Here is a 25,579-nt window from a genome sequence, read left to right as displayed (position 1 = left end):
GGTCAAGTCCACGGACGTGGTGTACGACGTCGTCGCGTGATTCTTCGATGTGATGGTTCAGGCGGTCAGTGCCGCGGGGGTGGCCTCCTGTTCGGTCGGGGTGTCGTTGACGGTGCGTGATTTGCTCAGCACGTCCAGGCCGAGGTAGCGGCGGGATTCGGCCCATTCGTCGTGTTGTTCGGCGAGCACGGCGCCGACGAGGCGGATCAACGCCTCGCGGTCGGGGAAGATGCCCACGACATCGGTGCGTCGGCGGATCTCCTTGTTGAGCCGCTCCTGGGGGTTGTTCGACCAGATTTGGCGCCAGATCTGCTTGGGGAACGCAGTGAACGCCAGCAGGTCCGCTCGGGCGGCCTCCAAGTGGTCGGCGACCTTGGGAAGTTTGTCGGCTAGTGCGTCGATGATCCGATCATATTGCGCTGCAACGGATTCAGTGTCAGGCTGATCGAACACCGAATGCAGCAGGGTCCGCACCCACGGCCATGACGACTTCGGGGTCAGCGCCATCAGGTTGGTCGTGTAATGGGTTCGGCAGCGCTGCCACGTTGCGCCGGGCAGGGTCGCTCCGATCGCGGCCACCAGCCCCGCGTGGGCATCGCTGGTGACCAGCTTGACCCCCGACAGGCCGCGGGCGGTCAGCGACCGCCAGAACGTCAGCCAGCCGGCGCCGTCCTCGGCGGTGGTCACGTCGATCCCGAGGATCTCGCGGTAGCCCTCGGCGTTGACCCCGACCGCGATCAGGGCGTGCACGTTGACCACCCGGCCGCCCTCGCGGACCTTGAGGACCAGCGCGTCGGCCGCGACGAACGTGTACGGCCCGGCGTCCAGCGGCCGGGTCCGGAACGCCTCCACCGCGGCGTCGAGCTCCTTGGCCATCACCGACACCTGCGACTTCGACAACGACGTGATGCCCAACGTTTCGACGAGCCTGTCCATCCGCCGGGTGGACACCCCCAGCAGGTAGCAGGTGGCCACCACGGTGGTCAGCGCCCGCTCGGCACGCTTGCGGCGTTCCAGCAGCCAGTCCGGGAAATACGAGCCGTGCCGCAACTTGGGGATCGCCAGATCCAAACTGCCGGCGCGGGTGTCGAACTGGCCNCAGAACAAGGTTGCACGATGGCATCCACCGATCCTGCAGGCGCTACTCGACGACGTCGTCGTTCCCCAGCGGCCAAACTGGCGCTGCCGATAGCCGTTGCGCTGATTGGTGCGCTCGGCGCTGCGCTCGCCGTATCCCGCACCGCACAAGGCGTCGGCTTCAGCGCCCATCAGGGTGTGGATGAACGTGGCCAGCAGCTCGCGCAGGACATCTGGGTGGCAGGTGGTGAGTCGTTCGGCCAGCACCGCGGGCAGGTCGATATCGTGGGCAGTGGTCATCGCGTTGATTCCTTTGCTCGAGTGACTTTGACGGGTCTCTCGAAGAATCACGCGATGACCTTCAATCACTCGGCTACGACACGCCGGCGCTACTGATCAGGTCCGACTCGTACACCACTCTGCTGGACGCAACCCCTTTGCTCGAGTGACTTTGACGGGTCTCTCGAAGAATCACGCGATGACCTTCAATCACTCGGCTACGACACGCCGGCGCTACTGATCAGGTCCGACTCGTACACCACTCTGCTGGACGCAACCCACGTCATCGAGATTCGAGAGGTCGACCCGCTTTCCGACCTGCTCGCACTGCAGATTCTCATCCCACCAGACGCGCACCGGGTTGGAGCCCTCGGGCAGCGTCTGCAGGCACTCGAAGGCCAGGCGGAGTGGACGGGAGCGCTCGAGGCCGGGGATCCTGGGTTCACTCGGCATCTGAGCAGGCACCGTCACGTCGTGCCCCCGACCAATGTGTAGGCAGCGGCGTACGCCTCGGCTAATCCTGTCGTCCAGAACGTCGGTCGTTGCGCGAAACCCAGTACAGCGAAGTCGAATGTATCGAGCGACTTCGGTAAGCAGCTGATCGCCGTTCCAATCGTCTCCGTAGTTAGGGTTTCGTAGGCGACGTTGAGTTCGGCGGCCGCGAACATGACCGCGCATATAGCTGTGACGCGGGCGTAGACCTGGTTGTACTGCAGATTCCTGAAAGCGCGCGTCTGGACGAGCCCCACCGCGTCTACCCGGGCGGCCTCGAGCTCCTGCTTCACGCGCTTGGCGAGGTCGCGGAGACTCTGCGCTTCGGGCAAGTCGGCAGGTGTCAGCTTTGGGCTCGTAACGGGCACTGGGGTCGCTGGTCCTTCATCGCGGCGTTCCACGACGGCCAGCAACAGCGTCCCTGCCTCGACGTTGAACCCCGCAGCCCGCATAGGTCTATTGTCCATGCCGTCAACCGCGCCGTGTTCCGACGGGCTAACGACGCCATGCTTCGTGTTCGGGACGGCTATGCCGGATGGCCAACCCGATTCCGATCTCACCAACATTCCGCAGGAGCTGCAGTGCGGCGCTCACCGCGGGAGATCGTTGTAGTGCTGCTGGCATTCCGGACATACAGGCATGTCCGTGTGGTCTCGGCACGGCACGAAGTAGACACCGCAAAGTGCACGTACGGCCGAGCCCTCGATGGTGCTGCCGGCAATGTGCTTGCGGTGGGTGTAGTGGCAGTGTTGACCCGGTTCGGATTCAACGAGTTCGTGCCGTTCAACATAGGTCTCCAACTCAGCGAGCCTGGCTGTCCAACTCCCCGGTTCAGCGATGTTGGAGTAGGTGTCTCCGTATCGGTCCCAACCTTCCTGGGGCGGATTCAACGCCGCGAGGACGCGGACCGTGAGCTGCCATAAAAGGTGTTGTCCGGCGTACTGGGCGACGGGATCGATCTCGACCACGATGTCGTCGGATTCGTAGTCCGGTTCACGGACCGGGTTGACCGTCACCGTCAAGGTGGCCAGGGGTACCTTTCCGGGTAGTGGGTGGTCGATGGTGAAGCGGTCGGTTCCGCCTGCGTGAACCCTGCGCAGTGCCTCTAACACCCGGACTTGCACCGTCAGCTCCCACTCTGTGATGAGTCGAGCTGCCGTCTCTCGCTTGAGGAGTCGTCGATCCGGTTCGGTGGGCAACCATCGCTGCGGTGCGTTGCCTGCGTTGTCGGCCGCGACGCGCATGTAGAAGTCGTCATGATCCTCGTGACCGCCCTTGGCCAAGCCCGCGACGACCAGCCAATGCACGCCCGTTTCCGGATCGACCCACACGCCACCTCGCCACTGCGCAACCTTGACCTCCATGAGTCGCAGCTGCGTGCTGCTGGCGATCGGCCCGACCGGGTTGTCGTCGGCGGCAACCATGCCGAAGGTTTCCGTCGCCTTGGCGATGATCGGGTGCGGTAGTTCGCTCAGGGGGTGAAGCGCGTCGTAATCACCGGCGTCCAACATCCGGCGCGGATACGGTGACGACCAGCCGTCGCGAAGGTCTTCGACCAGCAGGCGGATGGTTGGTCGGGTGCGTCGGCTGTGCATGCACAGCATGATGCCCGACGCACCCGACCGTCCATCGATTCACAACAGGTCGGCGACCTCGTCGATGGCTCCATCGCGCGTCTTCGGCTGGGAGGCGAATCGCTGCGCAAGTTCGCGGCGGTCACGCTCGCGACGGGACTCGAATTCGAGTAGATCGTGCACGCGAATGCGGCGGTCACGTCCAACGCGATCGAACGGGATCTCACCGCGATCAAGCAGCTTGTAGAAGTGAGTCCGGCTCATCCCCAGACGCTTCGCGGCTTCATTCGGGGTGAGTGTCTCGCTCTGGTCGATGACAGCGAGCTTGGCGCCCTCACGCACGCAACGTGTGACGTGAAGCAGGACGGCGCGCAGCTCGACGCCAGCGGTCTGGGCGTAAGCGTCCAGAGCGGTGAGCTGCTCTGCCGGAATGTTCGAGGTTTCGATGGTCTCCATGCCAACCGTCCACAGATGTCATAAAAGTTCTAGATGTCACAGATGACAGTACTCGGCGGTGGCGACACGGTCAATCCCGATGTCGTCGAGGTAACACTGATTGTGGATAACCGGGCCAATCATGCGGCCGCCAGTCCGCAGTCAGTCCGCAGCACATCCGCATGCCGTCCGTGACACCCAACCCAACCAACAACTGCTGACCTGCAGTTTCTCACGCTGTCCAACGACGCCAACTCAATCAAACTCCCTGGTGTCGTGGTTCGGGACGAAGAGGTCGTGGGTTCGAATCCCGCCACCCCGACAGCATTAGAGCAGATCAGAGGGCTCGGCCGGTCGATCCGGCTGGGCCCTTCTGATTTCCAGTCCGCAGTAGATTCGCGAGCCTGTTCGAGCGCCGTGACCATCTCTAGGTGGTCTGGGAACAGTCCGCCTACGTGTCCATGGTCCGCAGCGCCGAGGCGTGGCTGAACATCATCTGCCGCCTCGGACGGTCGCGCTGGAGCTGTCGCCAGCGGCGACCATCTGCCGGAGACCCGTGTGGTGTCACGACCAGGAACTCGACAGGGCCGTTGTCCTCGCGCGTCTTACTCTCGGCGACAAGGCATTGGCGGCCTGCGAACAGCCGCGGCCGCCAGAGTGACACCCTCAGGAGGCCGCCCTCTGGCGTTGTGAAACAGGATGGTCCGCTTCAACATCGGGCGGATTAGACATCATCGCGTGCCGCGATCATGCAGTATTGCCATACGCATGCTGCCGCGGCGCTCCTAGATCGGCAGACCCGGAGATGGCCTAAAGAAAGCGCCGCGTTCGCAGACATGCAACCGAGCACCAAAGGAGAGCGTCATGTCGAGGCGTTACCGCGCGTTCCGCGAGACTAAGGAATGCCCGAAATGCGGAGCCACTAATAACGTGAACAACAAGACCTGCATCGGCTGCGGTACAGCGCTTTAGCCGCGGCAGGGCACCGTAACGTGGCTAGGATCAATCTCTAACTTCGAGCGACCCCCAAAGGTCTTGCCCTCGCTGTTCACCGAATCGCTGGTTGCGCGTGCTGTCGGCCATCGTGCAGCTCGGCGCAGCTTGGGTAATCATCGATACCTTCGCCGTTGGCTTCGATCCTTGCCGGTTAGCGCTCAGCCGCCTGCGGTCAGGACAATCCCCGAAACGTGATCCAGGTCGGGTAGAAGCTGTAAGACGCCGAAGCCGATTAATGCCGGACCGAGAATTAATGCAAGAAACGATGTTTTGCGCCACCATTCACCCTTTGGGTAATCAAAACATGTCCACAATGCCTTCATCGTGAACGCAGATGTTGTCATGGCTATGCCCGTTATCGGTATAGCCTCTGAAAGGAAGCCAACCCACGCAGGTGAAATCCAATCCTCCTGCGACAAGTTACCCTGTACTCGCACACTAGAGAATAAGAACACATAGCCCGCATATCCAGCCGCCACGGCGCCAATCCAAGATGATAGGCCGACAATGACATACGTATCACGCTCGTCTTGAGGCCGCCACATCCATAATAATCCCTGAAATGCCACGACGAATCCAGGCATCCACCAACGTGCGGCTATGTAATCCCCCAGTGTCATTCCGGCGGCATTGTCCACCCACTGGCCGTAGGTGATTAGCGCAAGAAAGGCGCCGACAATCCCGAGGCCCAATGGAATGGTCGCGTTAACGACGAATGTAGTGCTTGACTTCCAGAGCTCATGAGGCGGATCTCCCGCATCGTCGCGGGGGCCGCGGGTGTCGGGTTCTGCTGTAGGTGCAGCGGTCTCGGGTTCGGCAGTACGTGCGGCCGTCTCGGGCTCGACTATAGATGCGGCCATCTCCGGCAACGTGGATGCTGTCGTGCGCCGGTCCGCGAACGCGTCGGCAGTTCTCTCGACCAGCTTTTCAACGGCATTATCGGACGCGGATGATGCAGTGGGACCGCACACTTCGATCGGCTTCGGACGAGGAATGTCCGTGTCGCACCATTCACACTGTGTTACACCCGCATCGTTCTCGTTCGTGCAGATTTCGCATTCGCCGAGGGCGAACTCCTCCATCGAAGCTGTAGGAGGGGGCGCTGATCTACTGCCGGTTGGTCGATCGCCCTGCGGCCGTACCGCTCGACAGCGGAATGACACACGCAGTCGCTCCGCCGCCGGCGCAGCGACGGTCGAGGAGGCAGACTTAACGAATTCGCCTTGTTCGTTCAGCCGGGCGAGCACCTGCTTGCTGGTGACACCGAGTTCCTTTGCCAATTCGTGCACCCGCACGCACCCTTTTACTGCGGCAGGGGTGCGTGTGGGCAGCGGCGGCAAAACGGTCACGTGCGTGGCCCTAGGCCCGCGTGCGCCCGACGTCAGACAGAACTCGACTCGCTGTCCAACGGTCAACTGCGCGCCTGAGACCAGCTCCGAGCGGTGGACGAAGACGTCCTCGCCGCCGGATTCTTGAGATATAAAGCCGTAGCCCGATTCGGGGTTGAACCACTTCACCATGCCAACAGGCATGTCGAGCCCTCCGTAATAGCCCTTGAGGCCCTTCCAAGCGTGCAATGCACGAACGGGGCTTGGTTCGGGCCGGTTCCAGAAGGCTACTGCGGCCGGGACTTTGCGGGCCACAGTTCACCCGCCGTCGCGCAAGATTGCCGGAATCCTGCTATCCAGCGACCTGCTCGGGTCCCAGTGCAGGAACTACTGGTTCCATACCATCGCAGCCTCGGAAGGGGCCGCGCTTAGGCCACTGTCGCGTAAGACAGGCATTTGGCTCCGGGGCGATGGCCACGGCTTCCATTGTCATCAGTGGGCCATCCTTGATCTCTGGGCCGCGTTGATTTGTTCCCGCGGTGTTTTCTGTGCCGCTTAGGGCTCCTGATCAGTGCTTTCCTCGATACGTCCGTCGCGTGAGCGAGCCCCGTAGCCGGCTCTCCGTCGACGAAACGGGTGGTCCCGCGCTACTGGGAGGCGCCGAATCGGCTGGAACAGGTAGTGACTGGAGCCCCTTCCCGCGAAGCCGTGAGCCGCTAGGGATACCTTCTTCGGGAGCAGTCCTCGGTGTATCTCTTATGACCTTAAGGTCAGATATGACCCTCGCGATATCTGGCCGCTTAGAAGGATCTTTTCTGAGCATCCGGCGGATAAGCTTGTCGACGCTCGACCAAGATCGCTCCAGCCCCGTAGTATATGATCTGCCATTCAGAATGCCCAGGGCAACCGATTTTGCATCGCCAAATTTTGGCTTAGCTCCGATGAAGTACTCGTTGTATAGGATGCCCAATGCAAATATGTCCGAGCTCGTTCCAAGTTGATTTCCGTCAATCTTTCCCTCTACATACTGCAGCGTTTCCGGAGAATAATAGGCTGGGTCGCCAACTAAATCCTCTGGTGGGGCGGGGCGACCGCTGAAATACGCGTTGTCAAAATCGATGAGCTTAGCGGCATAGGCCCTCCTTGCCGTTTCTTTCAACAACACATTCGGTGGCTTGATATCGCCATGGACGAGATCGACCCGGTGCAGTAATTGAACGCTATGAGCAGCCGTCATTGCAACGAGGATACGGTGCTTTTCGTCGAGCGTGTGAACCATATCTACAGGTACAGAGCTCACGTTGATTCTGTCAGTGACCTTGTAATAGTGGGTTCCATGGAGAAAGAACTTATGAGCGATGATCAAGTTTCCACCCGGCGCAGCCAATCCCTTGAGTGCGCTCATGATGGATTCGTGATGGTGTTCAAAGGCCCGGCACCGTTTGAGCTTCTTTTGTTTCGTCGCTTCGGATCCAGGTGAGGTAGGTAGCGGGTAAGTGGGGCTCAAGAATTCCTTTAAGAAGAACTCTTCGCCACCGCGCTCAGCAAAAGCCCAACGGCACTGACCACCGCCAACGGTGGTGAAGTCCGTTAAGAGCTCATAATCGCCAATCTTCGTCATAGCGGTGTTCGGGTCCGCTCAAATTTGGGTTCATATCCTTGACGATACTCAGCCCATATCTTGTCTCTCACGTGTGCAAACTGGATATCGGCCTCTCTCAACTGATCGCGCGCCTGTTCGCGCTGCAATCGGGCCTTGTCGAACGCATCGACATACTTTTCTACCTTCGCCATCCGGCGTTTAAAGGAGGACTTCAGGGAACCGTAGGTTTCCCAACCGCTGTGCGTCATCGCAATGCTCGCGTCGTCTGCTGTGTAGGATGAGATGCTCTCCCGGAGTCGAGTTTGAAGTTCGGAATACGTCTCAGCGCCGACCATTGCCGACAGCAGAACATGTTCAAAATGAGTTGGGGTGGGCACGTAACCGAAACAGCCATCCGTTGCCGCAAGAACAATAAGGGGCTTCTTGAGCGTGACGAATATCTCGTCGATATAGAACTCTTCGTCAGCGGCTATGCAATTGCTCATCGGGCTGTCCGCAGTCAAGTTTTCTTGCGCGTCCAACGGCTCCTTCAGTTGGTCGACCGAAATTTGAACAAGCCCCTCGTCTGGAGTGATGTAGTAGACCCGGGAGTCGCCGGCCCACAGCACGTCGCACTCGACATGATCTTGTCGGACGTCATGTATGCCCGCCAATGCCAGGGTAGTTGGGAGCGCCTTGATTAGTCGGCCCCTTAGGCGGGACGTCGGCTCCGCAAGGTCATTCTTCGCCTCGGCAAACCGGCTCATCAGTGCATCCCGTAAACCGATGGCACGCTTCCCTGGCGTAGCCTGTGGAGCTTCACCTTCTACCCATCTAGCGCAGGCCGCGCAGGCGACGCGCGATGCAATATAGGCGCCGGATCTCTTATGACCGTCCGGCATGTTGTATACCGTCGCTCCGGCGCCACCGAGCCCGTCAAAAACGCCGATCCATTGGGTTTGCCCGACTGTGTGAAACAAGGGGTCTGCGTCTTCGCCCTCATCCGCAATTTTGGGTATGTTCAAGTACGCTAGGGGGCCCTGTGGCAGCATCTTCGGACTATTTGATGCTCTCGACGATCGACGAAAGAATCTCTTGATATTCAATGTCGCGTAAACCTTCTCCCGCAGTTGAGGGAAAATGGACCGTCTCTTCCCAGCTAGACGCTATCTCCGACCAACCAGCCGAATCCGGCGCATAGATGATCAGCCGTTTGGCCCTAGGGTCGACAGAGCCGCTTTGCGGGTCCTCCCACCAATCTGTAAGTTCGTCCAGATCCTTCGGCATGCCTCCTGGATATGCCTCAATCGGAGTGGAGGAGGACTTCTCGAGCGGATGAGCGCTCGCATCAGTCCAAACGACGATGACCTGGCGTTTCTTAGTGCCTGCCGTTGTCCAGGGTGACTTGATCGCGAGCGCCAGCGCCTCCAGACCGCTTTCGGGCTCGTCGCCCCCTCCCTTTGGAGTCAGTCCAGAGACGAATGCCTCGAACTTGGTGCTTTCGTCAGGCAAAGTGAAGAATTCGGACGCGTCCATTGCTTCTTGCCCGTCGTAGTAATAGTCCCGGAATCCGATGACCCGAACCCGTAGAACGTCGACGTATCTGTCTTTCTTTTCAAGGGCCGAGCGAAGTTCATCACTAAAGGACAATGCATGATGTTTTACGCTTTCGATTATCGGCGCCATGCTTCCGGTTTGATCAATACAAAGCACGATATCCACCGCATAATCAACTTGTTGTCCTGCTGTCACGTCTCACCTCTTGGCTTGATTTGTGTGCATAGGTCGGTTCTTCGGCAGCGCGAATGAGTGGTGAATTGTGCGACGCATCGCCCGCGGCGATGCCGCGGGTTCCACCCCTCAGCCTGAGCCGGCTCCCCGTGCCGGCAAATCGAACCTCCTTACGCTGCTACCAGGATTCTGCATGAAGCAGCCCGCTCACGTGCGTCAAACTGCGAAGACTGCACCCTGTCGATTGTCGATCCATAGACGGCTGAAAGCCGGGCAAAGGTCATAGACCTGACGTAGTAGTCCCCGGATGTCTCGCGCATTCGTAGTCTGGTGAACCGTCGCGAATACGCAGGGGAATGCCTGGGGCTACCTACTCGGTCGTGCCTCATTGATCAAGACAGTCTCAAACGGGGCTCCGTTAGCCACTCGGGCGGCGCGTCCCTCGTGTGCGGTTAATGGCACTTCCGCGAAGCCGGCTTGGCGGCGAAGGCGGACTAGATGCACTGGCTGCCCGCTGCTCCGTCTGGGGAACCAGCCGTTTCAGCGCACGTGACAAGCCGACACCCTTGACGTGAACAAGAAGTCGTCTACCCGGCTCTCGGTCACCCCACGTCTTGGTCCCATGACCGTGTGTGCCGCACTCGCTGTAGCGCTTCTCGAAGTCGAAAGCCTTGATTTCGCCGTCGCCGAAATCTGAAACCAAATGATCTTTCTCCAACCTGAAAGTTGTCCTGCCGAAGCTGGTCAGCGTGAACTCTTCCTCCCACAGAATCACATGCTTCAGGGAGCCGTCCGGCAGGAGCACGTAATAGTGCTGTTCATGTGTCGTCTCCTGATTGGTGTAGTCCTTGCCTCGGCCGTTGCGCTCGATGTGGTGATGCCTACGGTCCAAGAGCCAGTGCTTGCCGACCACCACGACCTCCCGTTGCTGCTGCTGTCGTGCAGCCTTTGTCTCCGTTCGGCCCAACAGACCGCGTAGGCCGGGGGCCGCGACCGTCTTCGGCACGTCGACATATTCGGTCGTGGTGTACTTGATTGGCGATTCAGACGGGCGCCGCGTCTCGTTCGCGACCCGTCGTGCGTACTTGTTGAGACGATCCCAATCAATGCTGCTGGCTTCGTAAGTGGCCAAGTTGGGCATCCAACTGCTCCCTCAATGCGGTAGAACTACGGAATCGACGCGCCTCTGATTCTCCGCAAGCTTGTTACGCTCCCATGCAAGCGACCGCGCTGCTTTGTGCGAGAGTATCGGCCACCCTTCAGACAACGGCCAACTTCAGCAAATCCTTAGCCGCGTTCGCAAACAGATTGCATCTCGATTGCCGAGGCCCTGAGCTGGCAGGCGTTCGGCTGCATGGTTGCGGCGGGCTTTGGGTTGATGGCGACATGGGTTTGACCGGGGCGTGGCGTCGCTGGTGACGTAGATCAAACGTCTCTGGTGTTGCCCGTAACCGATCTGCCATGACATTTGCCGGAGCTGACGATTTTCGCAACTATCCTGGTCAAACACGCTACTGTTTGGCGTCGCCGGAAGACCGGCAGAACAGGACCGACGGGGAGGCAGCCAGATGAGTATGGACATCGATATCAAAGAGGCGGTTAAGGGTCTCATCGTTGCCGCTGGTATGGCGGCAAGCGTGACTCAAGCGGACATCGCCAAAGCTGCAGAGCCAATCGTGAGGAATCACCCCAAGGCCTCTCTGCAACAGGTCGAGGCCGAAATCGCACGTCGTCTCCGCAATCAAGGCTGAGCCACGTGGAACACCACACGTGAGTTAGGATTTGGCGGTATTTGTAATGAAGCCGCTTGTGTAACAGCATATTTCGCATATCGCGGCGGTAACGGAGCAACGGCAGCCTGGAATAGCTTTCACTGTTCGGGCTTCTCGCGGTGTCGCAGATAGTCGCTCTTGGTGTAGGGCTGCCCAAGCCTGCGTCTCCGCTCGGCTTCTTCAATCGCGCGCTTCCGTTCGGCCTCGGGTGCGTGCACCAGTTCACGGTAGAGCTCGTTATCGACGGCAGATACACCCTGGACCGGTTCGCGTAAATGTCGACGGTAAACAGCGTCGGCGTAGGCGAGGGGATCTTCACCAGCATTCTGCCGACGAATGAACTCCTCTCCGAGCCGTTGCAAGGCCGATTCCTTGTTGGGTGCCGACACAGACCAGTCCGCCCCAGGATAGGAAGCAGTCCATGATTCATCGCTCCGTTCAAGCTGCGGCTCCATGTGGAAGGCGTACTTCGTTAGGTCTGACGACTGATCATCGTCGTCGGCCGGTGTGTGCATCTGTCTTCTCCCGCTTCGTGTTTCGGCGTCACGCGCTGAGGTCAATCCGCAGTAGGTCTGCGGACCTGTTCCCAGAGCGTCCCGCCGTGCTAAATCGAGCGCCGCTGCGACGAGCTCCAGATCGTCCGGGAACAAGTCGGCGTAGGTGTCCAACGTGAGCACCGCAGATGCGTGGCCGAGCATCGTCTGCACCGCTTTGACGTTAGCGCCGGAGCTGATGGCCAGCGACGCTGCCGTGTGCCGCGCGTACGAGTAGCGTTCCTCCTCGACCTTTGCGGCGATCTTTTCCTGATGCTGCCGGTACTGGTCGCGTTCGGCACGAGTGGAGTGCACGTAGCAGTTCGGTCCGAAGACTCCGGCTCCCAAATAGATAGCCGAACTGCCACAACGGGATCCGTCGCGCGCTTCGGTCGCGCAGATTGGTCTAGGCCCGGTCATGTCCTGAATGCGGTCCAGCCGGGTCAGGTCGCGGAAGCTGTCGTTGAACACATCGACGGTCGATGGCTCGGGAAGAAGGGCCGGCACTCCTCGCCTGGCCGCAGCATTGTGGCGGGCGAAAATCGCTTTAGGCCTGGACAGGTTGTAGCCCCAACGTTCGTCGAGTGTCGCACCCTTGTTAAGCAGACTTGCCGCGCCGAACGCCTCCTGCGCTGACCGCTCCACCACACTTATGTTCCCAATGAACTCGTCGAAGTTCAGGTCGACTTCGTCGTGCAAGGCCTCCAACACCAGTCGGCACTCCAGCAGCCGTACGGCGACCTCATCGAGGAGCTCCAGGGCTACAGCAGATGCGGTCTCACGAACATTTTCTGCACTTGCGGGCGGTATCGGCTCATCCACGCCCAGAAACGTATAGCTGAGTTGGGTAGGAATTCGAAGATCGGCACCGATCGTTGTGAAGATGCCCGCCCACCCTGTCCGTCCAATACGGGACGCGGCCATCTGGAAGGAGCGGCACGGCACCTGGTCAAGGCGCGGATCAGGCAATCCTTGTTGAGCGGCGCCTCCCCCAGGCCTAGGCTCCCGATGGCTCCGGGCTTCTGCGAGCCACTCAGTGGCTCGTCACTTCTTGCACCTCTTTATGCGGGCGACCCAGTCCTTGAACCGAACTAACTCGGCCTCAAGCTCGTCCGGTTCCGGAGCAATGAAGTTAGTTTCGGGCGCCTGGTCATGGCGCGGTGCCCATTCAGAGGCCTTGGCGTAGCCAGACTGGTAGTCATTGTTGTCCTGCTCTGTTATGCCGACCAGCATCTTGAACATGCGCGGTCTGACTTCGTTCGTTCCACGGTCGACCAGCTCGTTAACCACGTCTAGGTTCACCGCGCGCTCCCACGCCTGCGACAACCTCCCACCCCACTCTTGGGCACGCCTTGTGTACTCGTCGGAGTCAAGTTCGCTTCGGTCGTTTCGTATCCGATTCAGTTCCGCCGTCAGCCAATCGATCCGTGACGGAATATCTTTCACGTTCCACGGATGCTTGTCCGAGACCAGGCCGGGGCGCTCACCGTGCCGAAGAATCGCGCGCTCAGTCACCTCGATGCCGAGGTCACGTGCTTCCCTATTGAGCGCGTTGACGAAGGTCGCCTCATGCGTAAACACGATGACTTGGCGATCCTGCGCAAGTTCGACCAACCGTTTGGCAACCCGAGACCGTCGACCGGCGTCGAGTGAGGAGACGGGATCGTCAAGGACCACTCCAGACCTAGATTCATCAAACTCGACTTCAGTCAGGAAACCAGCGAGTCCGAGAGCGGTCTGCTCTCCCTCGCTCAGGACGTGGCCGATGTTTGCGTCGACCGTTGCGCCCAGCAGCTTAGGGCGATGCTCCAACGTCGTTTCTCGCCGTCCGCGTGTCGGGTCGAGCGTGACCTTGCGAAGGTGGAGCCGCTCAGTCTCGCGGGTGAACTGGTCTCTGACCACACTGGTTACATGCTCCGTCGTGAGCGCGGTTGACTTGCGAGTGATCCCAGTGGTGTCCGCGAGACGCTTCGCCTCATCGATCTTGGCACGCGCCTTCAAGCGCTCCACCTCGACGGCGAGGTTCTGCTTGGCGGCGTATAGCTGTGCTCTCGCTTGGAGATCAGCGACTTCGGTCTTCAGGTCGCGAAGGTGGTCATTGAAGGTCGTCGCATCGATTGCCTCGCTGGCGATCAGGAGCGCTTGTCGGCGCTCATCAATCGCGGCGCGCGGCGCCGGGGAGGGTGGACTCGGGAGAACTGCCCTCGTCCCATCGATCCATTCGACGATCTGCCCTGCGACCGTTGCTGCAGCAGCTATCCACGCCTCCGCAGTCGACACATCCTGACCACCAGCCTGAAGGTGGGTGACAGCACTTGTCACCGAGACGGGTTGGGTCTGATGCCCTGCGGCTTGATCCCGACGCGTAGCAAGTTGCCTCTCGGCCCGTTCGGCATCCCGTGAGGTGGTGTCCTCGATGAAGTCTTCAAATCGTGTCAGTCGGGCGGCAGCGTCGTCCGACAGCGACTGCTGGCAGAGAACGCACACGCTGCCGTCTCCAACGAACGGGAACTCATGCCCGTGATACGCCTCGCTGACCGAGTACTGGCGTGCCGCCTCCCACAATGCGCGCCAGGTCGCCGATCCAACGCCCGTCACCGGTTCGGCGTCGAAGTTTCTCGCCGACGCGATCTCTGCCGCCTGTCGGAGTTCTCCTGCCCGGTTCTTCTCCTCGGCGATCTGGCTAAGAGCCTCGGCATCGACCATGGTCGCAACTCGATTGACGTGCGCCTGCACGGTGTTCCACTGAGCGGCCAGTTGCGATAGCCGAGCCTTCTCCTTGTTCGGATCGCTGCTCTGGAGCCGCGCCACCTCCTGGAGCTTTTCGGGTAGGACGACATCGTGGTCGGCGGCAAGTAATGTCGCCGCGTCGATCTCCGCTTGAGTGGTGCGTGCATTGAGCGCGTTGAGGAATGCCCCCGCCTTGGTGCCTTCGTCGAGTAACGGCAACTCCGGGCGCTGCTGCCCATTGTCGGCAAGGCGCTTTGACAACTCTTGCTGGGACAAGGTCGCATGCGCTCGACAGGCGGTCGAGCAAGGTCAAAGCGGATGGCCGGTAAGCGATCTCGGATGCCGAGGTTATATAGGCATTGCCACACTCTTCGTCGTAGAAACGAATCGACGACAGTGGCCCGCACCTCGATGGGTGATTTCGCGCTGGACTCCATCGTTCATGTCCGGGAGTACAGCGACAAGGACGACCCAAACACCGTCGTCGGCAGAGCGGAATCCAAGCTGGGCAGCAAGGAGTACAACCTGGTCACCAACAATTGCGAGCATTTCGCAACGTGGTGCTGCACGGGCCGAATCGCGAGCCAGCAGGTGCGGATGGTGAGTTCGCTGACCTCGTCGGGGGCGGCCGCGACGACCTCACTCGGCACGACGGCAGCGGTCGTGTCGGCGGTCGGATCCGTGGCCGGAGTGAGCGGTGCGGGGGTTATGTCGGGCCTGGCAAGCGCGGGCTCACTGGTCGGTGCGGGCGCCGCGGCCGGACCGCTCGTCCTGGCGCTCGCGCCAGCGGTCGTATCGGTGGGCGCGGTGCAGGTTGGCCTGCGCGGCGACAAGACGCTGCCCAAGGACGAGAACGACGCCCGTCGAGACGGACGCCTCGCATCCATAGCGGGCGCCGGCGCAGCCGGCGCGGGCGGAATGGCGGCGATCGCGACGGCGGGGGTCACCGGCATGAGCGCCGCAGGCATTACCAGCGGTCTGGCCGCCATTGGCGGTGTCGTCGGCGGCGGGATGGTCGCCGGAACCGTTGCGGTGGCGGCCGCGCCCGCGGTGGTGGCGGGTGTCGCCGGTTTGGGCGCGTACTTGGTGTCGCGGAAGATTCGCGGCATCCGACCCAAGAAGTGGACGCCACCACCGCCCGACTCCGAGGAGCCGTCGGCGCTGGAGTCATCGCCCCACGGGTGAATCATCGCGACCATGCGCCGCCTCCATACGAACTCGTCACACCGCCGTCCTACGATGGCGAGACCTAGGCGGGTGGCACTGACTTGAAGCTCATTCTGGTACTCATCGCGGTCGCAGTGGTCTTGCTCTTCCTCACGGCCGTGGCGATCGCGTGGATCGTCGACGCCGTACGTACGAGCATCCAGCAACGGGCTGTGGCGCAGGAGGAGCCCCGGAAACTTGAGGACCTGCAACGCCGCCACGCCCCAGTGGTACCGGTCAAAGGCCCCGGCACACCATCAACCGCGAAACCGCCCGCACGCACCGCACGGGCGGCGACACGTACCAACGGAACCAAACCGCAAGGGGCCCAGGCAACTTCGCCGCAGAAGCTGGCGAATCCCGCAAAGCAGAGGCGTCCCAAACAGATCGGTTTCGCGACGCTGCCGCCCACTCACGGCTTCGAGCTGGTGTGCGCGTGTCCGCACTGCGGGGCGTACGACACCCACGACCTGCGCGCCCCAGTTCGGCCCGCCCCGCCCGAGCCCGCGGTGGGGAAAGCGATCCGCACCGACGACAAGTCGTGGTGGGACTCGGTCGTCGGCTGGTTTGCAGACGCGGACAGTGACGCTGCGGACCGACCTGGCCAAACCGAGGGGTTGAAGACGTCGGACACGTCCTGGTGGGACGTGTCGAGCTGGTTTAAGTCCGAGCCGCAGGACTCCGCGGGGGGTGCCGCGGACACCGAACCCGCGATCGACCATCCCGAGGCGGGCGTGGTGCGGATCTGCCGAAGCTGCGAACACGTCTGGGCCCAAAATGAACCAGCGTGAACCGCTGCCCTAAACGGCCACGATCGCGCGTCCGATCAATGAGCCGCCGCACAGTCGGAAGCGGAGAATCATGAGTGACCTCATCGACCTGGCTGGCTCAGGCGCCGCGCGGCCTCATCAGCGAGGCAACGCCGCCTGCGCGGGTGGTTGGAGGCACCAAGGCGCCAGAGGAAGATCTCGCTTGTGTGCGCCACACGAGCCGCTATGCGGAGAGCGTAGATCTACGCCTCGTCGTGCTCATCTTGTGTCGTGAACCCAAAGGGAAGACGCTGCTTTGTCTGTGCGAAATACTTGTCGGGGTCAGTCTTCAGCAGCTTGATCGCCTCGGCGTCCCGGGCGTCAAACACCTGCTCAGTACTATCCTTCATGACTGCCTCCCCTCTTTGCTGCGAACTCCCGCAAATATCAGCGTACTCAGCCCACCGACTATTCCGGCGCATCCTGGTACTTCTCGCATTCGTATGTCGCGGCGATGAGTGCCGATATTACTGCCATCACAGGCTGGTCACGCTTCTTCTCGAGATCACCGGTATGAAGACTGTCTACCGTGAGTACCCCGTGGAGGCGTTCTCGACCAACTGATACCGGATAGGTGATGAACGTTTCATAGGGGACATCGCGTTCCGCACCCACCAATTCATCCTTTGCTGAGTGAACGAACCGTCCTTGCTCGACCAGGGCGAGGTCGAATGTCTTGTCGCCAGCTTGAAAGACGCGACTGGATCGCGTGCCGCGCCCAGCGAACCCGCCGGGTGCAAGACGCATCTCCGTCCCATCGTCGGAGAGTCGGAAGAGGTTCGCGCGGGTGCCGGCTGCACTCTGCCCCACAAGGTTGGCAGCAGCGGAGATCAAGGCCGCTCGCGAGGCTTGCGCGAGTGCACAGCGTGCTTGGCGATTTTCCGTGGCGATCGCTTCAGCGACCAGCTGTATCAAGCTGTGCAGCTGGTTGCCCAGAAGGTTCTCGAGATGCGCGCGGTGCCTTCCACTTACCTTCTCGATGATGGCGCGTGTGCTTCGCCGCTGGATGTCGCGCGCCGCGGCGAGCAGGATCGCCCAGAATGCCATAACGGCCGTGCCGATGATCCAGATGACACGCGCCGTGCCGGAGCTGAGGCCGGTGAAGATGCCGGTGAAGCCGGTCCCGATCGTGAGCGCACCTGCGACCCAGTCGGGGCATTCCCTCATCCATGTCGGAAATCGCGCCCCCAGGAGAATCCGCCGCGACTTGACCGCGACGCTCCACACCCAGCGACCGGTCTTGCGGATCCAACCGCCTTCGGTGTTCCCCCCGGTCGTCATCAGCCTTCCTGAGTGTCCTTGCTCATTGGTAGAGACGTACAGAGCGCACAGATCGGTCCGCAGTTGGTCCGCAGTAGGAGTATCACCAATCAGCGTCGGCCAACACCGCCAACACGCTTGAGCTTGGGAATCTCACGCAGCCAACAGAACTGCCTCCATCAAACGCCCTGGTGGCATGGTTCGGGACGAAGAGGTCGTGGGTTCGAATCCCGCCACCCCGACTCCGCAGCTGGAAAGCCCTTACCGGTTCGACCGGTGAGGGCTTTCTGCGATTTCGGCACACTTGACCACACCAGCCGGTGACCCGCGGTGCTCTGGATACCGATGGACGAAGTTGGCCAGACCCGCGGGCGCAGCGACCAGTTACGCTGTCAAGAATCCATCGGACCCCCGCTACCACACGTAAGGCCAGGAACAGCAAGTATGAGCAAGTCCAAGCGCACGATCAGCGGCCGTACCGTCGTCATCACCGGAGCGGCATCCGGTATCGGCCGCGCTCTGGCGCGACGTCTGTCCTCACACGGCTGCGCCGTCGCCATCGCCGACATCGATGAGGCCGGCCTGAAGGAGACCGCCGACTTGCTGAACGGGCCCACCCTGCTGCGCGTGCTCGACGTCCGTGACGCCCAAGCGCAGCGCGAGTTCGCCGCCGAGGTCCGCGAATGGGCGCCGACCCCGATCGCTGCCGTGTTCAACAACGCCGGCGTGGCGGTCGCCGGCACCGTGCTCGACGGGGCGCCGGAGGACGACCAGTGGCTGTGGGACATCAACTTCGGTGGTGTCATCAACGGAACCCGGGCCTTTCTGCCCATCCTCGTCGAGCAGGGCGACGGCGCTATCGTCAACACCTCCAGCGTCTACGGCCTGATGGCGGTGCCAAACCAAAGTGCTTACTGCTCAGCGAAGTTCGCGGTACGCGGCTACACCGATTCGCTGCGTCACGAGTTGCGGGGCACCGGCGTCACGGCCATCACCGTGCATCCCGGCGGGGTCAACACCAACATCGTCCGGAACTCGCGGGTCAAGGTGGACCCCAACGGTCCCAGCAAGGACGAGATGGCCGAACAGTTCGCGGCGATCACGATGACCGAACCGGACAAGGCCGCCGAGGTCATCCACCGCGGTGTGGAGCAGGGTAAGGCGCGGATCCTGATCGGACCCGATGCCTTCATGTTCGACAAACTCTCGCGTATCGCACCGGCCAGTGCTTACCCCATCGTCGAGTCGGTCTCCCGAATCGGGATGACTCGCTTGGAGATCCTCCTCACCAAGGTCGGATCGGCCGTCAGACGGCGGCGCACGACGAAGGAAGTCACCGCCAAATAAGCGGGCGAAATTCTCGCTGACTAGTTTGACGCGCTATCAGGTCGGGCATTTATGACCTGTGACTTTGCCGTCGACTTTGATCGAACCCGCCCTGCCGCACGCCGTCGGTCCCGTGTCAGCGATGATCCTGGACACCCTCGCGCGTCAGCGGCCAGGCCTGCATTCGCGCCCTATCGACGTTCCCATCTCCGAGGCGGATCCCTACGGACTGGACCTGCAACTCGCGCTGTACGTCTGCTACGAGTTGCACTACCGCGGATTTGCCTCGGTCAATCCCCGCTGGGAATGGAATCCGTCGCTCCTGCATTTGCGCGGACGCCTCGAGGACACGTTCCTGGCTGCCGTGCAGCGCGACCTCGGCGACATCACCCCAGATGACACCGCAGAAGCGGAAATGGACGCCATCTCGCGCGAGCCCGCAGACGGGACAGGTCCCTCCTACTTCCTGCGCGATCACGGCTCCTGGGAACAGATGCAGGAGTACTTCGTGCACCGCTCGCTCTATCACCTCAAGGAAGGTGACCCGCACGCGTGGGCGATTCCCCGCCTCAACGGGCCGGCGAAGGCGGCATTCGTTGCGGTCGAGTTCGACGAGTTCGGCGGCGGGCGCAGCGATCAGGTCCACCAGCACTTGTACGCCGAGCTGATGGACGCCGCCGGTTTGGATGCCTCCTACCTGGGCTATCTCGACTACGTTCCGGCCGAGGCGTTGGCGTCGGTCAACCTGATGTCGTTGTTCGGGCTGCACCGCGAGCTGCGCGGTGCAGCGATCGGTCATTTCGCGTCGACGGAGATCACGTCCTCGCCTGGCTCACGGAGGCTGGTGGACGCGCTGCGCCGGATGAACGCCCCCGACCCGTGTGTGACGTTCTACGCGGAGCACGTCGTGGCGGATGCCGTGCACGAACAAGTGGTGCGCACCGACGTCGTCGGCGAGCTCGTCGCCCGCGAACCGCATCTGGAGGCGGACGTCGTGTTCGGAATCAGGGCGCGCGACCTCGTCGAGGAGCGCTTGGCGGATCGTCTGATGGAGTGCTGGACGGCGGACCGCTCGTCGTTACGTCGCCCGCTGAGCTGACGACTTGCTGCGCGGACGGCAGCGGTGGCTGGTGTCGCACATCGGATAGTCCTTGCTGCGACGACACGTGCAGATGGCGACCATGAACCGGTCGGATTCCACGGTGCTGCCGTCGGGCATTTCGATGCGCACCGGGCCTTCCACCATCAAAGGCCCGGCGGGGACGATCCGCACGGTGCGCATCTGCGTATCGGTCATGGCCTCTCCGCCCTGATCACCACGAGTTCTTCCTCGCGTCGGCCAGGCTCGAGCCTGCCGGTCTCCTCCAGCCACCCTGCTCGCGACGTCAACACGGGGCCGAACGGAATCCATTGGTATGCCACGATTTCCGCGTCCAGACCGGCCTCGGCCAACGCAGCCAGCGTCTGACGCGGGACCGCGAATTCGGAGTGCACCACTAGAAAGGTGCCACCGGGAGCCAGTAGATCAGGTACCTCGGCGCACATCGGATCCAGGACGAGACGGCCGTCACGGCCCGCATCCCATGCCCGCGCCGGTCCAACGTCCGCCGACAGCGGGGCACATCCGGCGTCGGGATCGTGCGGGACATAGGGCGGATTACTGACAATGAGGTCGAACGGGCCGAACTCCGCAGCGCGGGCCCACGAGCCGAGGCGAACATCCAAGTCAACGCCAGCGCGCAAGGCGTTCATTCGCGCACACCGGACGGAGCGCGGACACACGTCGAATGCCGTGACCTGTAACGCTCCCTGCTCCGCCGCGGCGATCGCGACCGCACCACTACCGGTGCACAAATCTGCGACCCGGCGGCCGACGGCCAGCCCGGTCTTCTCAATCACATCGACGAGGAATTGGGTGTCTTCCTGCGGGGCGTAGACGCCCGCCGACGCGATCACATTATCTGCGTCGGTGTAAGCGGTTGTCACACATAGACCTTTCGACAAGTGCTGCTGCCACTTCGCAGCAGTGCCGTGGATTAATGCCCCGTATTCGGCTGGTTAAACTCCCGCACGCGGTTTTACGGCGCGTTCGTATTGGGCACTCCGGATCTGTGCAGGTTTCCGATGTAACAGCGTTGCCCGTGAGGCTCGGCGCCGCGGTGCGCGGCAGTCGCCTCTTCCATCCCGCCGGCGTGCTCGCAAACGGTGTTCTGGAACGCACCGCAGTCGACAGCGACGGTCTGCCGATGAGGTCTTGCGACGTCATCGCGCGGGTGTCCAAGGGCGTCGGAGTGCCCGGCGGTGGGCCCGACGTCCTAGGGTTGGCGTTCCGCATCCCGCCGCCGCAGGATCTGAGCTCATGCGGACCCTGGGATGTACTGCTGGCATCCACCTTCGGTGGTAGCCGCGTCATCCTTGCGCCGGCCACATCATGGTGCGGTGCCACGCTTTCCAGCCTGATGCCGTTGCGATACCGCGGCCGCGTGTGGTGGGTGCGGGCACGGCTCTCGTCCGACATCGGCGCCGACGGCCTCGCGCTCGACACCATTGAGACTGAAATCGATTCCCGAGGAATCCAATTCGACATCGAGCAGGCACCAGGACGCGGCGAGTTCCGTCCGCTGGCCCGGCTGACGCTACGGCACGTCGATCCCAGCCGCGACGACATCGCGTTCGACCCTGCACTGCACAGTGATTGCGACGTGCAACTGGTCCCCCGCTGGCTTGCCGATTTTCGACGTGCCGCCTACCGGCGCAGCCGGGAAGGACGTGACGCGCAGTAGCGGTCAGGCCGTGGGTTCGCTCCCGGTCTCGGCGACGTCCGGCGCGTTCTCCCGAGTCGCCATACCGCCTTCCTTGCCTTGGTCGGTCGGGCCGGGCCGGCCACCCTTCTTGTCCGAGTCCTTGTTCGGCTCGTCGTCGTAAATTCCCTTGCCTTTGGGCATGATTCGCCTTTCAGTGCGATTCGCTTCTCAGCTTTTCCAACAGTGGTCCCGCCGCTTCTTTGAGGAACAGATCCTGGCCCTCGTCGCCGACCTGCACGAGGGCGATGTCGGTGAATCCGGCCTCCCAGTACTCGCGCACCGCATCGACGATCGCGTCGAGATCCGGTCCGCACGGGATGGATTCGGCAACGTCCTCGGACCGCACGAACTGTGTCGCACCGTCGAAACCGGCTGTCGTGGGCAGATCGGCGTTGACCGCCCAGCCCCCTGCGAACCAGCGGAACTGGTCATGTGCCCTGGCGACGGCGGCATCGCGGTCGGGATCCCAGCAGATGGGGATCTGACCGATGACTCGGACCTCACCCGGTAGCCCCGTCGCACGCCTGGCGTCGTGCCATGCGTCGACGAGATCCTTGTTCGGCTCCACGGCGATCAAATGGTCCGACAGCGGTGCGAACGTCTCCACCGACCGCTCACCCGAAACCGCGGTGGCGATGGCGACCGGCGTCTCCGGAAGGTCCCAGAGGCGGGCGGAGTCGACTTCGAAATGCTCGCCCTTCCAGTCGACCAGTTCGCCGGTGAACAACTCGCGGATGATCTGGATGGCCTCGCGCAACATCTCCTGGCGTCGGGCCACCGTCGGCCATCTCTTGCCGACGACGTGCTCGTTCAGGTTCTCGCCGCTGCCCAGCCCCAGAGTGAAGCGGCCGTCCGCGAGGATCTGCATGGTGGCGGCCTTCTGCGCCACGACCGCAGGGTGATAGCGCATCGTCGGGCAGGTGACGTAGGTGAGCAGCTCGACATGTTCGGTCGCGTGCGCGACCGCCCCGAGCACCGACCACGCGTACGGGGCGTGCCCTTGTGACGACAGCCAGGGAAAGTAGTGATCGGACGAGACTTCGAAGTCGAAACCCACGTGCTCCGCCGAAACGGCATAACGGACAAGTTCTTTAGGACCGCTCTGCTCGGTCATGAGGGTGTAGCCGAAACGCGTCATGGCGCTCGGGTACCCGGGTACCAGTTGCCGAAACGGCTACAGCCTGGCTTTGACGGCCGCAGACAGCCGGGCTCCGTCGGCCTTACCTGCGGCGATCGCGGTGGCGACCTTCATCACCTGCCCCATCTGCTTCATGCCCGGCCGCTCGCCGATTTCCTCGGCCACCTGGGCGATCGCGGTGTCGACCACATCGGCGACTTCGGCCTCGCTCAGCGGGGCGGGCAGGTATTCATCGATGACGCGTGCCTCGGCGTGCTCGTTGGCGGCCAGCTCACCGCGGCCGTTCTGCGTGTAGATCTCCGCCGCCTCCGCCCGCTTTCTGGCTTCCCTGGACAGCACTTTGATCACGTCGGCGTCGGACAGCTCTCGCTGACCCTTGCCTGCCACTTCCTCGGTCTGGATCGCTGCGAGCAGCATCCGCAGCGTTGCCGTCCGCAGCTTGTCCTGCGACTTCATCGCCGCGGTGAGGTCTGCGCGCAGCCGATCCTTGAGTTCTGGCTTTTCAGGCATGCCGCAAACCTACGCCGCACCGCCTGCTGTCGGACCCGCGATGAATCGCCCGTCGACCGTCGCCGACACCTCGATGTGCTCGGGCACGAATTCAGCGACCGGGGCCGCGGCAGGCGCCGCCATCAGCCGCATGTGCTCGCCCTGGGCTCCGGCCTCCGGGCGGGTGTTCAGCATCCCCGCGTCGGCGATGGCTACCGGAGCGACCGTGCCGAGGCCGAGCGCATCGGCGTACTGCTGTGCTCGGGTCACCGCATCCTGAACCGCGCGGGTGCGCACCTCGGCGAGCAGCGACTTCCGTTGCTCATCGGTCAGCGCCCACCTGACCTGCGACACCCGAAAACCTTCCATGTCGGCGATTCGTTGACCGACCCACTCCGAGAGCGCGGCGAAGTCCCGAAACTTCACCTCGACGCCGACGGCCGCGTGGTGCACCAGCGGAAGCTGCTTGCCTTTGTCGTTCCACGGCCGGTTCGACCAGGTGCGCAGTTGATCCGCCGACCACCAGGTCACAGCGCCCTGTTCCTTGAGGGCGGCGATCGAGTCCTTCAGCACCGCCAAGTCACTGGCCACAGCGGCGTAGACCGCCTCCATCCCCGGACCCTCATAGGAGACGCTCGCGTGGACGGTGCCGCGTTCGGCGGGACGAAACGCGGAGAACGAACCGCGCACTGTGATCTCGGTCGACATACCGCCACCGTAACGGGGATGTCGCGGCTGGCAGGGTGGTGCGAGAACGTTGTCAATTCTCATCATGATCGACAGGATGGTGGCCATGAGCACCGAGGCCGGCAAACCCGGTATGGCCGGGCCGCCGCCCCCGGGCTATCCGCCACCTGGCTATGCACCGCCGGGGTACACACTTCCGCCCGGCTATCCGCCCCCTGGTTACGGACCACCGCCCGGTTACGGACCACCCCCTGGTTACGGACCACCGCCCGGCTATCCTCCGCCACCGGGCTACGGGCCCCCGCCGGGATACCCGCCGCCCGGCTACGGATACGGCCCACCGCCGATGCCGCCCGCGCTCAAGCCCGGCGTCATCCCGCTGCGACCGCTGACTCTGTCGGACATCTTCAACGGCGCGGTCGCCTACATACGCGCCAACCCGAAAGCGACGCTGGGCTTCACCACCATCGTCGTCGTCGCGACGCAGCTCCTGGCGCTGGTGCTCTCGGTCGGCCCGCTCGCAGCGACCGGAGCGCTCGCCCAGTCGTTCTCCGGGGAAGAGGTGTCGACCGGCGCCCTGATCGGCTCGTCGCTGTCGAGCATCGCCGGCGGCGTGGCGACCTGGTTCACCGCGATCCTGCTGAGCGGGATGCTCACCGTCGTCGTCGGACGATCCGTGTTCGGCGCAGGCATCACCATCGGTGAAGCGTGGCAACGGCTCAAAGGGCGGATCTGGGCACTGATCGGCCTGGCCGTTCTCGAGGGTCTTGGTATCGCCGTCGCGATCGTCGTGGTGGTCGGCCTCGTCTTCGCCATCGGAGCCGCGGTCAACGGCACCGCTGCCGTCATCGTCGGGCTCCCGCTGGGTCTGGCCCTGGTGGCCGGGCTCATCTACGTGTGGGTGAACCTGGCTTTCGCACCTCCGCTCATCGTGCTGGAGCGCCTCGGCGTCTTCGCCGCGATCGCCCGCTCGTTCCGGTTGGTGAAGAACGACTTCTGGCGGGTCTTCGGCATCCTGCTTCTCGCGACGATCGCGGTTCAGTTCGTCGCAGGCGCGGTGACGATGCCGTTCAGCCTGAGCGGTCAGCTCCTGCTGATGGCGGCCTCGTCCACGGCGATGACGTTGTTGGCATTCGTCCTGCTGTCGGTGGGCGGTGTCATCGCGCAGATCATCACCGCCCCGTTCAGCGCAGGTGTCGCCGTCCTGCTCTATACCGACCGCCGGATCCGTTCCGAGGCATTCGATCTCGTGCTGCAGACCGGTGCCGCATACGGTCCCGCCTCACCGTCCGACTCCACTGACCATCTGTGGCTGACCCGCCAAGCCTGAC

Annotated in this window: 25 protein-coding genes and 3 pseudogenes; 7 read left to right on the top strand and 21 right to left on the bottom strand. The window is 62.5% G+C overall.

Features of this window, described 5'->3' with window-relative positions; all coding sequences use genetic code 11:
- Positions 1 to 57: 57 nt before the first annotated feature.
- The 11 genes and pseudogenes from H7J93_RS28365 to H7J93_RS28315 all read right to left on the bottom strand — a co-directional run bounded on the left by H7J93_RS28365 (position 58) and on the right by H7J93_RS28315 (position 10,635).
- A complete protein-coding gene (locus tag H7J93_RS28365) occupies positions 58 to 1,377 on the bottom strand; it encodes an IS256 family transposase (RefSeq protein WP_267309598.1) in 1,320 nt (439 codons plus the stop codon).
- 213 nt (positions 1,378 to 1,590) lie between these two features.
- Positions 1,591 to 1,809, bottom strand: coding sequence for a hypothetical protein (locus H7J93_RS28360; protein WP_267309597.1), 219 nt, complete (start codon positions 1,807 to 1,809; stop codon positions 1,591 to 1,593).
- Positions 1,810 to 1,823: 14 nt separating this feature from the next.
- Positions 1,824 to 2,300 (bottom strand): hypothetical protein, encoded by a 477-nt coding sequence (locus tag H7J93_RS28355; RefSeq protein ID WP_231976806.1) that lies wholly within the window; start codon positions 2,298 to 2,300, stop codon positions 1,824 to 1,826.
- Between the two features lie 138 nt (positions 2,301 to 2,438).
- On the bottom strand, positions 2,439 to 3,443 hold the full coding sequence (locus tag H7J93_RS28350; RefSeq protein ID WP_156744508.1) for a DUF3039 domain-containing protein: 1,005 nt from the start codon (positions 3,441 to 3,443) through the stop codon (positions 2,439 to 2,441).
- A gap of 39 nt (positions 3,444 to 3,482) precedes the next feature.
- Positions 3,483 to 3,878, bottom strand: coding sequence for an excisionase family DNA-binding protein (locus H7J93_RS28345; protein WP_032668582.1), 396 nt, complete (start codon positions 3,876 to 3,878; stop codon positions 3,483 to 3,485).
- 2,129 nt (positions 3,879 to 6,007) lie between these two features.
- Positions 6,008 to 6,184, bottom strand: a pseudogene (locus H7J93_RS28340) (translation initiation factor IF-2 N-terminal domain-containing protein); the annotation flags it as partial.
- A gap of 21 nt (positions 6,185 to 6,205) precedes the next feature.
- Positions 6,206 to 6,373: pseudogene (locus H7J93_RS28335) on the bottom strand (cold-shock protein); the annotation flags it as partial.
- Positions 6,374 to 6,749: 376 nt separating this feature from the next.
- Positions 6,750 to 7,802 (bottom strand): protein kinase domain-containing protein, encoded by a 1,053-nt coding sequence (locus H7J93_RS28330; protein WP_267309596.1) that lies wholly within the window; start codon positions 7,800 to 7,802, stop codon positions 6,750 to 6,752.
- Complete coding sequence (locus H7J93_RS28325; protein WP_267309595.1) at positions 7,799 to 8,815, bottom strand: protein phosphatase 2C domain-containing protein; 1,017 nt, start codon at positions 8,813 to 8,815, stop codon at positions 7,799 to 7,801. The genes H7J93_RS28330 and H7J93_RS28325 overlap by 4 nt, the downstream gene beginning before the upstream one ends.
- Before the next feature lie 7 nt (positions 8,816 to 8,822).
- A complete protein-coding gene (locus tag H7J93_RS28320; RefSeq protein ID WP_267309594.1) occupies positions 8,823 to 9,515 on the bottom strand; it encodes a vWA domain-containing protein in 693 nt (230 codons plus the stop codon).
- Positions 9,516 to 9,912: 397 nt separating this feature from the next.
- Positions 9,913 to 10,635, bottom strand: coding sequence for a hypothetical protein (locus H7J93_RS28315; protein WP_267309593.1), 723 nt, complete (start codon positions 10,633 to 10,635; stop codon positions 9,913 to 9,915).
- 427 nt (positions 10,636 to 11,062) lie between these two features.
- Between H7J93_RS28315 and H7J93_RS28310 the strand changes: the two genes are divergently transcribed.
- Positions 11,063 to 11,245: a hypothetical protein gene (locus H7J93_RS28310; RefSeq protein WP_267309592.1), complete on the top strand. Its 183-nt coding sequence runs from the start codon at positions 11,063 to 11,065 to the stop codon at positions 11,243 to 11,245.
- 605 nt (positions 11,246 to 11,850) lie between these two features.
- Here H7J93_RS28310 and H7J93_RS28305 read toward each other — a convergent pair.
- Together H7J93_RS28305 and H7J93_RS28300 are read right to left on the bottom strand one after the other, a co-directional pair.
- Positions 11,851 to 12,024: pseudogene (locus H7J93_RS28305) on the bottom strand (site-specific integrase); the annotation flags it as partial.
- 819 nt (positions 12,025 to 12,843) lie between these two features.
- Positions 12,844 to 14,805, bottom strand: a complete 1,962-nt coding sequence (locus H7J93_RS28300) for an AAA family ATPase (protein WP_267309591.1) — start codon at positions 14,803 to 14,805, stop codon at positions 12,844 to 12,846.
- A gap of 6 nt (positions 14,806 to 14,811) precedes the next feature.
- On the opposite strand from H7J93_RS28300, the gene H7J93_RS28295 reads away from it, so the two are divergent.
- Both H7J93_RS28295 and H7J93_RS28290 read left to right on the top strand, forming a co-directional pair.
- Positions 14,812 to 15,714, top strand: coding sequence for a lecithin retinol acyltransferase family protein (locus H7J93_RS28295; RefSeq protein ID WP_308204976.1), 903 nt, complete (start codon positions 14,812 to 14,814; stop codon positions 15,712 to 15,714).
- An 83-nt stretch (positions 15,715 to 15,797) separates the two neighbouring features.
- Positions 15,798 to 16,526: a hypothetical protein gene (locus tag H7J93_RS28290; protein ID WP_267309589.1), complete on the top strand. Its 729-nt coding sequence runs from the start codon at positions 15,798 to 15,800 to the stop codon at positions 16,524 to 16,526.
- 221 nt (positions 16,527 to 16,747) lie between these two features.
- Here H7J93_RS28290 and H7J93_RS28285 read toward each other — a convergent pair whose 3' ends face one another.
- Both H7J93_RS28285 and H7J93_RS28280 read right to left on the bottom strand, forming a co-directional pair.
- Positions 16,748 to 16,894, bottom strand: a complete 147-nt coding sequence (locus H7J93_RS28285) for a hypothetical protein (RefSeq protein ID WP_267309588.1) — start codon at positions 16,892 to 16,894, stop codon at positions 16,748 to 16,750.
- 58 nt (positions 16,895 to 16,952) lie between these two features.
- On the bottom strand, positions 16,953 to 17,825 hold the full coding sequence (locus H7J93_RS28280; RefSeq protein ID WP_267309587.1) for a hypothetical protein: 873 nt from the start codon (positions 17,823 to 17,825) through the stop codon (positions 16,953 to 16,955).
- 423 nt (positions 17,826 to 18,248) lie between these two features.
- Here H7J93_RS28280 and H7J93_RS28275 point away from each other — a divergent pair, with 423 nt between their 5' ends.
- Both H7J93_RS28275 and H7J93_RS28270 read left to right on the top strand, forming a co-directional pair.
- Entirely contained in the window at positions 18,249 to 19,151 is a 903-nt protein-coding gene (locus tag H7J93_RS28275) for an SDR family NAD(P)-dependent oxidoreductase (protein ID WP_267309586.1), read from the top strand.
- 58 nt (positions 19,152 to 19,209) lie between these two features.
- Positions 19,210 to 20,229 (top strand): iron-containing redox enzyme family protein, encoded by a 1,020-nt coding sequence (locus tag H7J93_RS28270; RefSeq protein WP_267309585.1) that lies wholly within the window; start codon positions 19,210 to 19,212, stop codon positions 20,227 to 20,229.
- Here H7J93_RS28270 and H7J93_RS28265 read toward each other — a convergent pair.
- On the bottom strand, positions 20,209 to 20,427 hold the full coding sequence (locus H7J93_RS28265) for a CDGSH iron-sulfur domain-containing protein (protein ID WP_267309584.1): 219 nt from the start codon (positions 20,425 to 20,427) through the stop codon (positions 20,209 to 20,211). The genes H7J93_RS28270 and H7J93_RS28265 overlap by 21 nt on opposite strands.
- The gene (locus H7J93_RS28260) at positions 20,424 to 21,116 is read right to left on the bottom strand and encodes a HemK2/MTQ2 family protein methyltransferase (protein ID WP_267309583.1); all 693 of its coding nucleotides are present in this window, start codon (positions 21,114 to 21,116) and stop codon (positions 20,424 to 20,426) included. Before H7J93_RS28260 ends, H7J93_RS28265 begins: the two co-directional genes overlap by 4 nt.
- 53 nt (positions 21,117 to 21,169) lie before the next feature.
- Here H7J93_RS28260 and H7J93_RS28255 point away from each other — a divergent pair, with 53 nt between their 5' ends.
- Entirely contained in the window at positions 21,170 to 21,913 is a 744-nt protein-coding gene (locus H7J93_RS28255) for a phosphodiesterase (RefSeq protein ID WP_276022528.1), read from the top strand.
- A gap of 3 nt (positions 21,914 to 21,916) precedes the next feature.
- On the opposite strand, the gene H7J93_RS28250 is transcribed toward H7J93_RS28255, so the two are convergent.
- The 4 genes from H7J93_RS28250 to H7J93_RS28235 are packed head-to-tail and all read right to left on the bottom strand — an operon-like array spanning position 21,917 to position 24,269.
- Positions 21,917 to 22,075 (bottom strand): hypothetical protein, encoded by a 159-nt coding sequence (locus H7J93_RS28250; RefSeq protein WP_267309581.1) that lies wholly within the window; start codon positions 22,073 to 22,075, stop codon positions 21,917 to 21,919.
- A gap of 10 nt (positions 22,076 to 22,085) precedes the next feature.
- Positions 22,086 to 23,072: an LLM class F420-dependent oxidoreductase gene (locus H7J93_RS28245; RefSeq protein ID WP_267309580.1), complete on the bottom strand. Its 987-nt coding sequence runs from the start codon at positions 23,070 to 23,072 to the stop codon at positions 22,086 to 22,088.
- A gap of 36 nt (positions 23,073 to 23,108) precedes the next feature.
- Complete coding sequence (locus H7J93_RS28240) at positions 23,109 to 23,582, bottom strand: GatB/YqeY domain-containing protein (protein WP_267309579.1); 474 nt, start codon at positions 23,580 to 23,582, stop codon at positions 23,109 to 23,111.
- Positions 23,583 to 23,591: 9 nt separating this feature from the next.
- Positions 23,592 to 24,269, bottom strand: coding sequence for an SIMPL domain-containing protein (locus tag H7J93_RS28235; protein ID WP_267309578.1), 678 nt, complete (start codon positions 24,267 to 24,269; stop codon positions 23,592 to 23,594).
- A gap of 85 nt (positions 24,270 to 24,354) precedes the next feature.
- Here H7J93_RS28235 and H7J93_RS28230 point away from each other — a divergent pair, with 85 nt between their 5' ends.
- Positions 24,355 to 25,578 carry a glycerophosphoryl diester phosphodiesterase membrane domain-containing protein gene (locus tag H7J93_RS28230; RefSeq protein ID WP_267309577.1) on the top strand — a complete coding sequence of 408 codons (1,224 nt, stop codon included), beginning with the start codon at positions 24,355 to 24,357 and terminating at the stop codon, positions 25,576 to 25,578.
- The last annotated feature ends 1 nt before the right edge of the window (position 25,579 follow it).

Source organism: Mycobacterium barrassiae, assembly GCF_025822765.1.
GTDB lineage: Bacteria > Actinomycetota > Actinomycetes > Mycobacteriales > Mycobacteriaceae > Mycobacterium > Mycobacterium barrassiae.
This window is presented reverse-complemented; position numbering and strand designations above follow the sequence as displayed.

Excerpts from the sequence above, each read along its gene's own strand:
- H7J93_RS28360 (WP_267309597.1), bottom strand. The coding sequence starts at position 1,809 with ATGCCGAGTGAACCCAGGATCCCCGGCCTCGAGCGCTCCCGTCCACTC.
- H7J93_RS28355 (WP_231976806.1), bottom strand. The coding sequence starts at position 2,300 with ATGCGGGCTGCGGGGTTCAACGTCGAGGCAGGGACGCTGTTGCTGGCC.
- H7J93_RS28350 (WP_156744508.1), bottom strand. The coding sequence starts at position 3,443 with ATGCACAGCCGACGCACCCGACCAACCATCCGCCTGCTGGTCGAAGAC.
- H7J93_RS28345 (WP_032668582.1), bottom strand. The coding sequence starts at position 3,878 with ATGGAGACCATCGAAACCTCGAACATTCCGGCAGAGCAGCTCACCGCT.
- H7J93_RS28330 (WP_267309596.1), bottom strand. The coding sequence starts at position 7,802 with ATGACGAAGATTGGCGATTATGAGCTCTTAACGGACTTCACCACCGTT.
- H7J93_RS28325 (WP_267309595.1), bottom strand. The coding sequence starts at position 8,815 with ATGCTGCCACAGGGCCCCCTAGCGTACTTGAACATACCCAAAATTGCG.
- H7J93_RS28315 (WP_267309593.1), bottom strand. The coding sequence starts at position 10,635 with ATGCCCAACTTGGCCACTTACGAAGCCAGCAGCATTGATTGGGATCGT.
- H7J93_RS28310 (WP_267309592.1), top strand. The coding sequence starts at position 11,063 with ATGAGTATGGACATCGATATCAAAGAGGCGGTTAAGGGTCTCATCGTT.
- H7J93_RS28295 (WP_308204976.1), top strand. The coding sequence starts at position 14,812 with ATGCGCTCGACAGGCGGTCGAGCAAGGTCAAAGCGGATGGCCGGTAAG.
- H7J93_RS28285 (WP_267309588.1), bottom strand. The coding sequence starts at position 16,894 with ATGAAGGATAGTACTGAGCAGGTGTTTGACGCCCGGGACGCCGAGGCG.
- H7J93_RS28280 (WP_267309587.1), bottom strand. The coding sequence starts at position 17,825 with ATGACGACCGGGGGGAACACCGAAGGCGGTTGGATCCGCAAGACCGGT.
- H7J93_RS28275 (WP_267309586.1), top strand. The coding sequence starts at position 18,249 with ATGAGCAAGTCCAAGCGCACGATCAGCGGCCGTACCGTCGTCATCACC.
- H7J93_RS28265 (WP_267309584.1), bottom strand. The coding sequence starts at position 20,427 with ATGACCGATACGCAGATGCGCACCGTGCGGATCGTCCCCGCCGGGCCT.
- H7J93_RS28255 (WP_276022528.1), top strand. The coding sequence starts at position 21,170 with ATGCCCCGTATTCGGCTGGTTAAACTCCCGCACGCGGTTTTACGGCGC.
- H7J93_RS28250 (WP_267309581.1), bottom strand. The coding sequence starts at position 22,075 with ATGCCCAAAGGCAAGGGAATTTACGACGACGAGCCGAACAAGGACTCG.
- H7J93_RS28245 (WP_267309580.1), bottom strand. The coding sequence starts at position 23,072 with ATGACGCGTTTCGGCTACACCCTCATGACCGAGCAGAGCGGTCCTAAA.
- H7J93_RS28240 (WP_267309579.1), bottom strand. The coding sequence starts at position 23,582 with ATGCCTGAAAAGCCAGAACTCAAGGATCGGCTGCGCGCAGACCTCACC.
- H7J93_RS28235 (WP_267309578.1), bottom strand. The coding sequence starts at position 24,269 with ATGTCGACCGAGATCACAGTGCGCGGTTCGTTCTCCGCGTTTCGTCCC.
- H7J93_RS28230 (WP_267309577.1), top strand. The coding sequence starts at position 24,355 with ATGAGCACCGAGGCCGGCAAACCCGGTATGGCCGGGCCGCCGCCCCCG.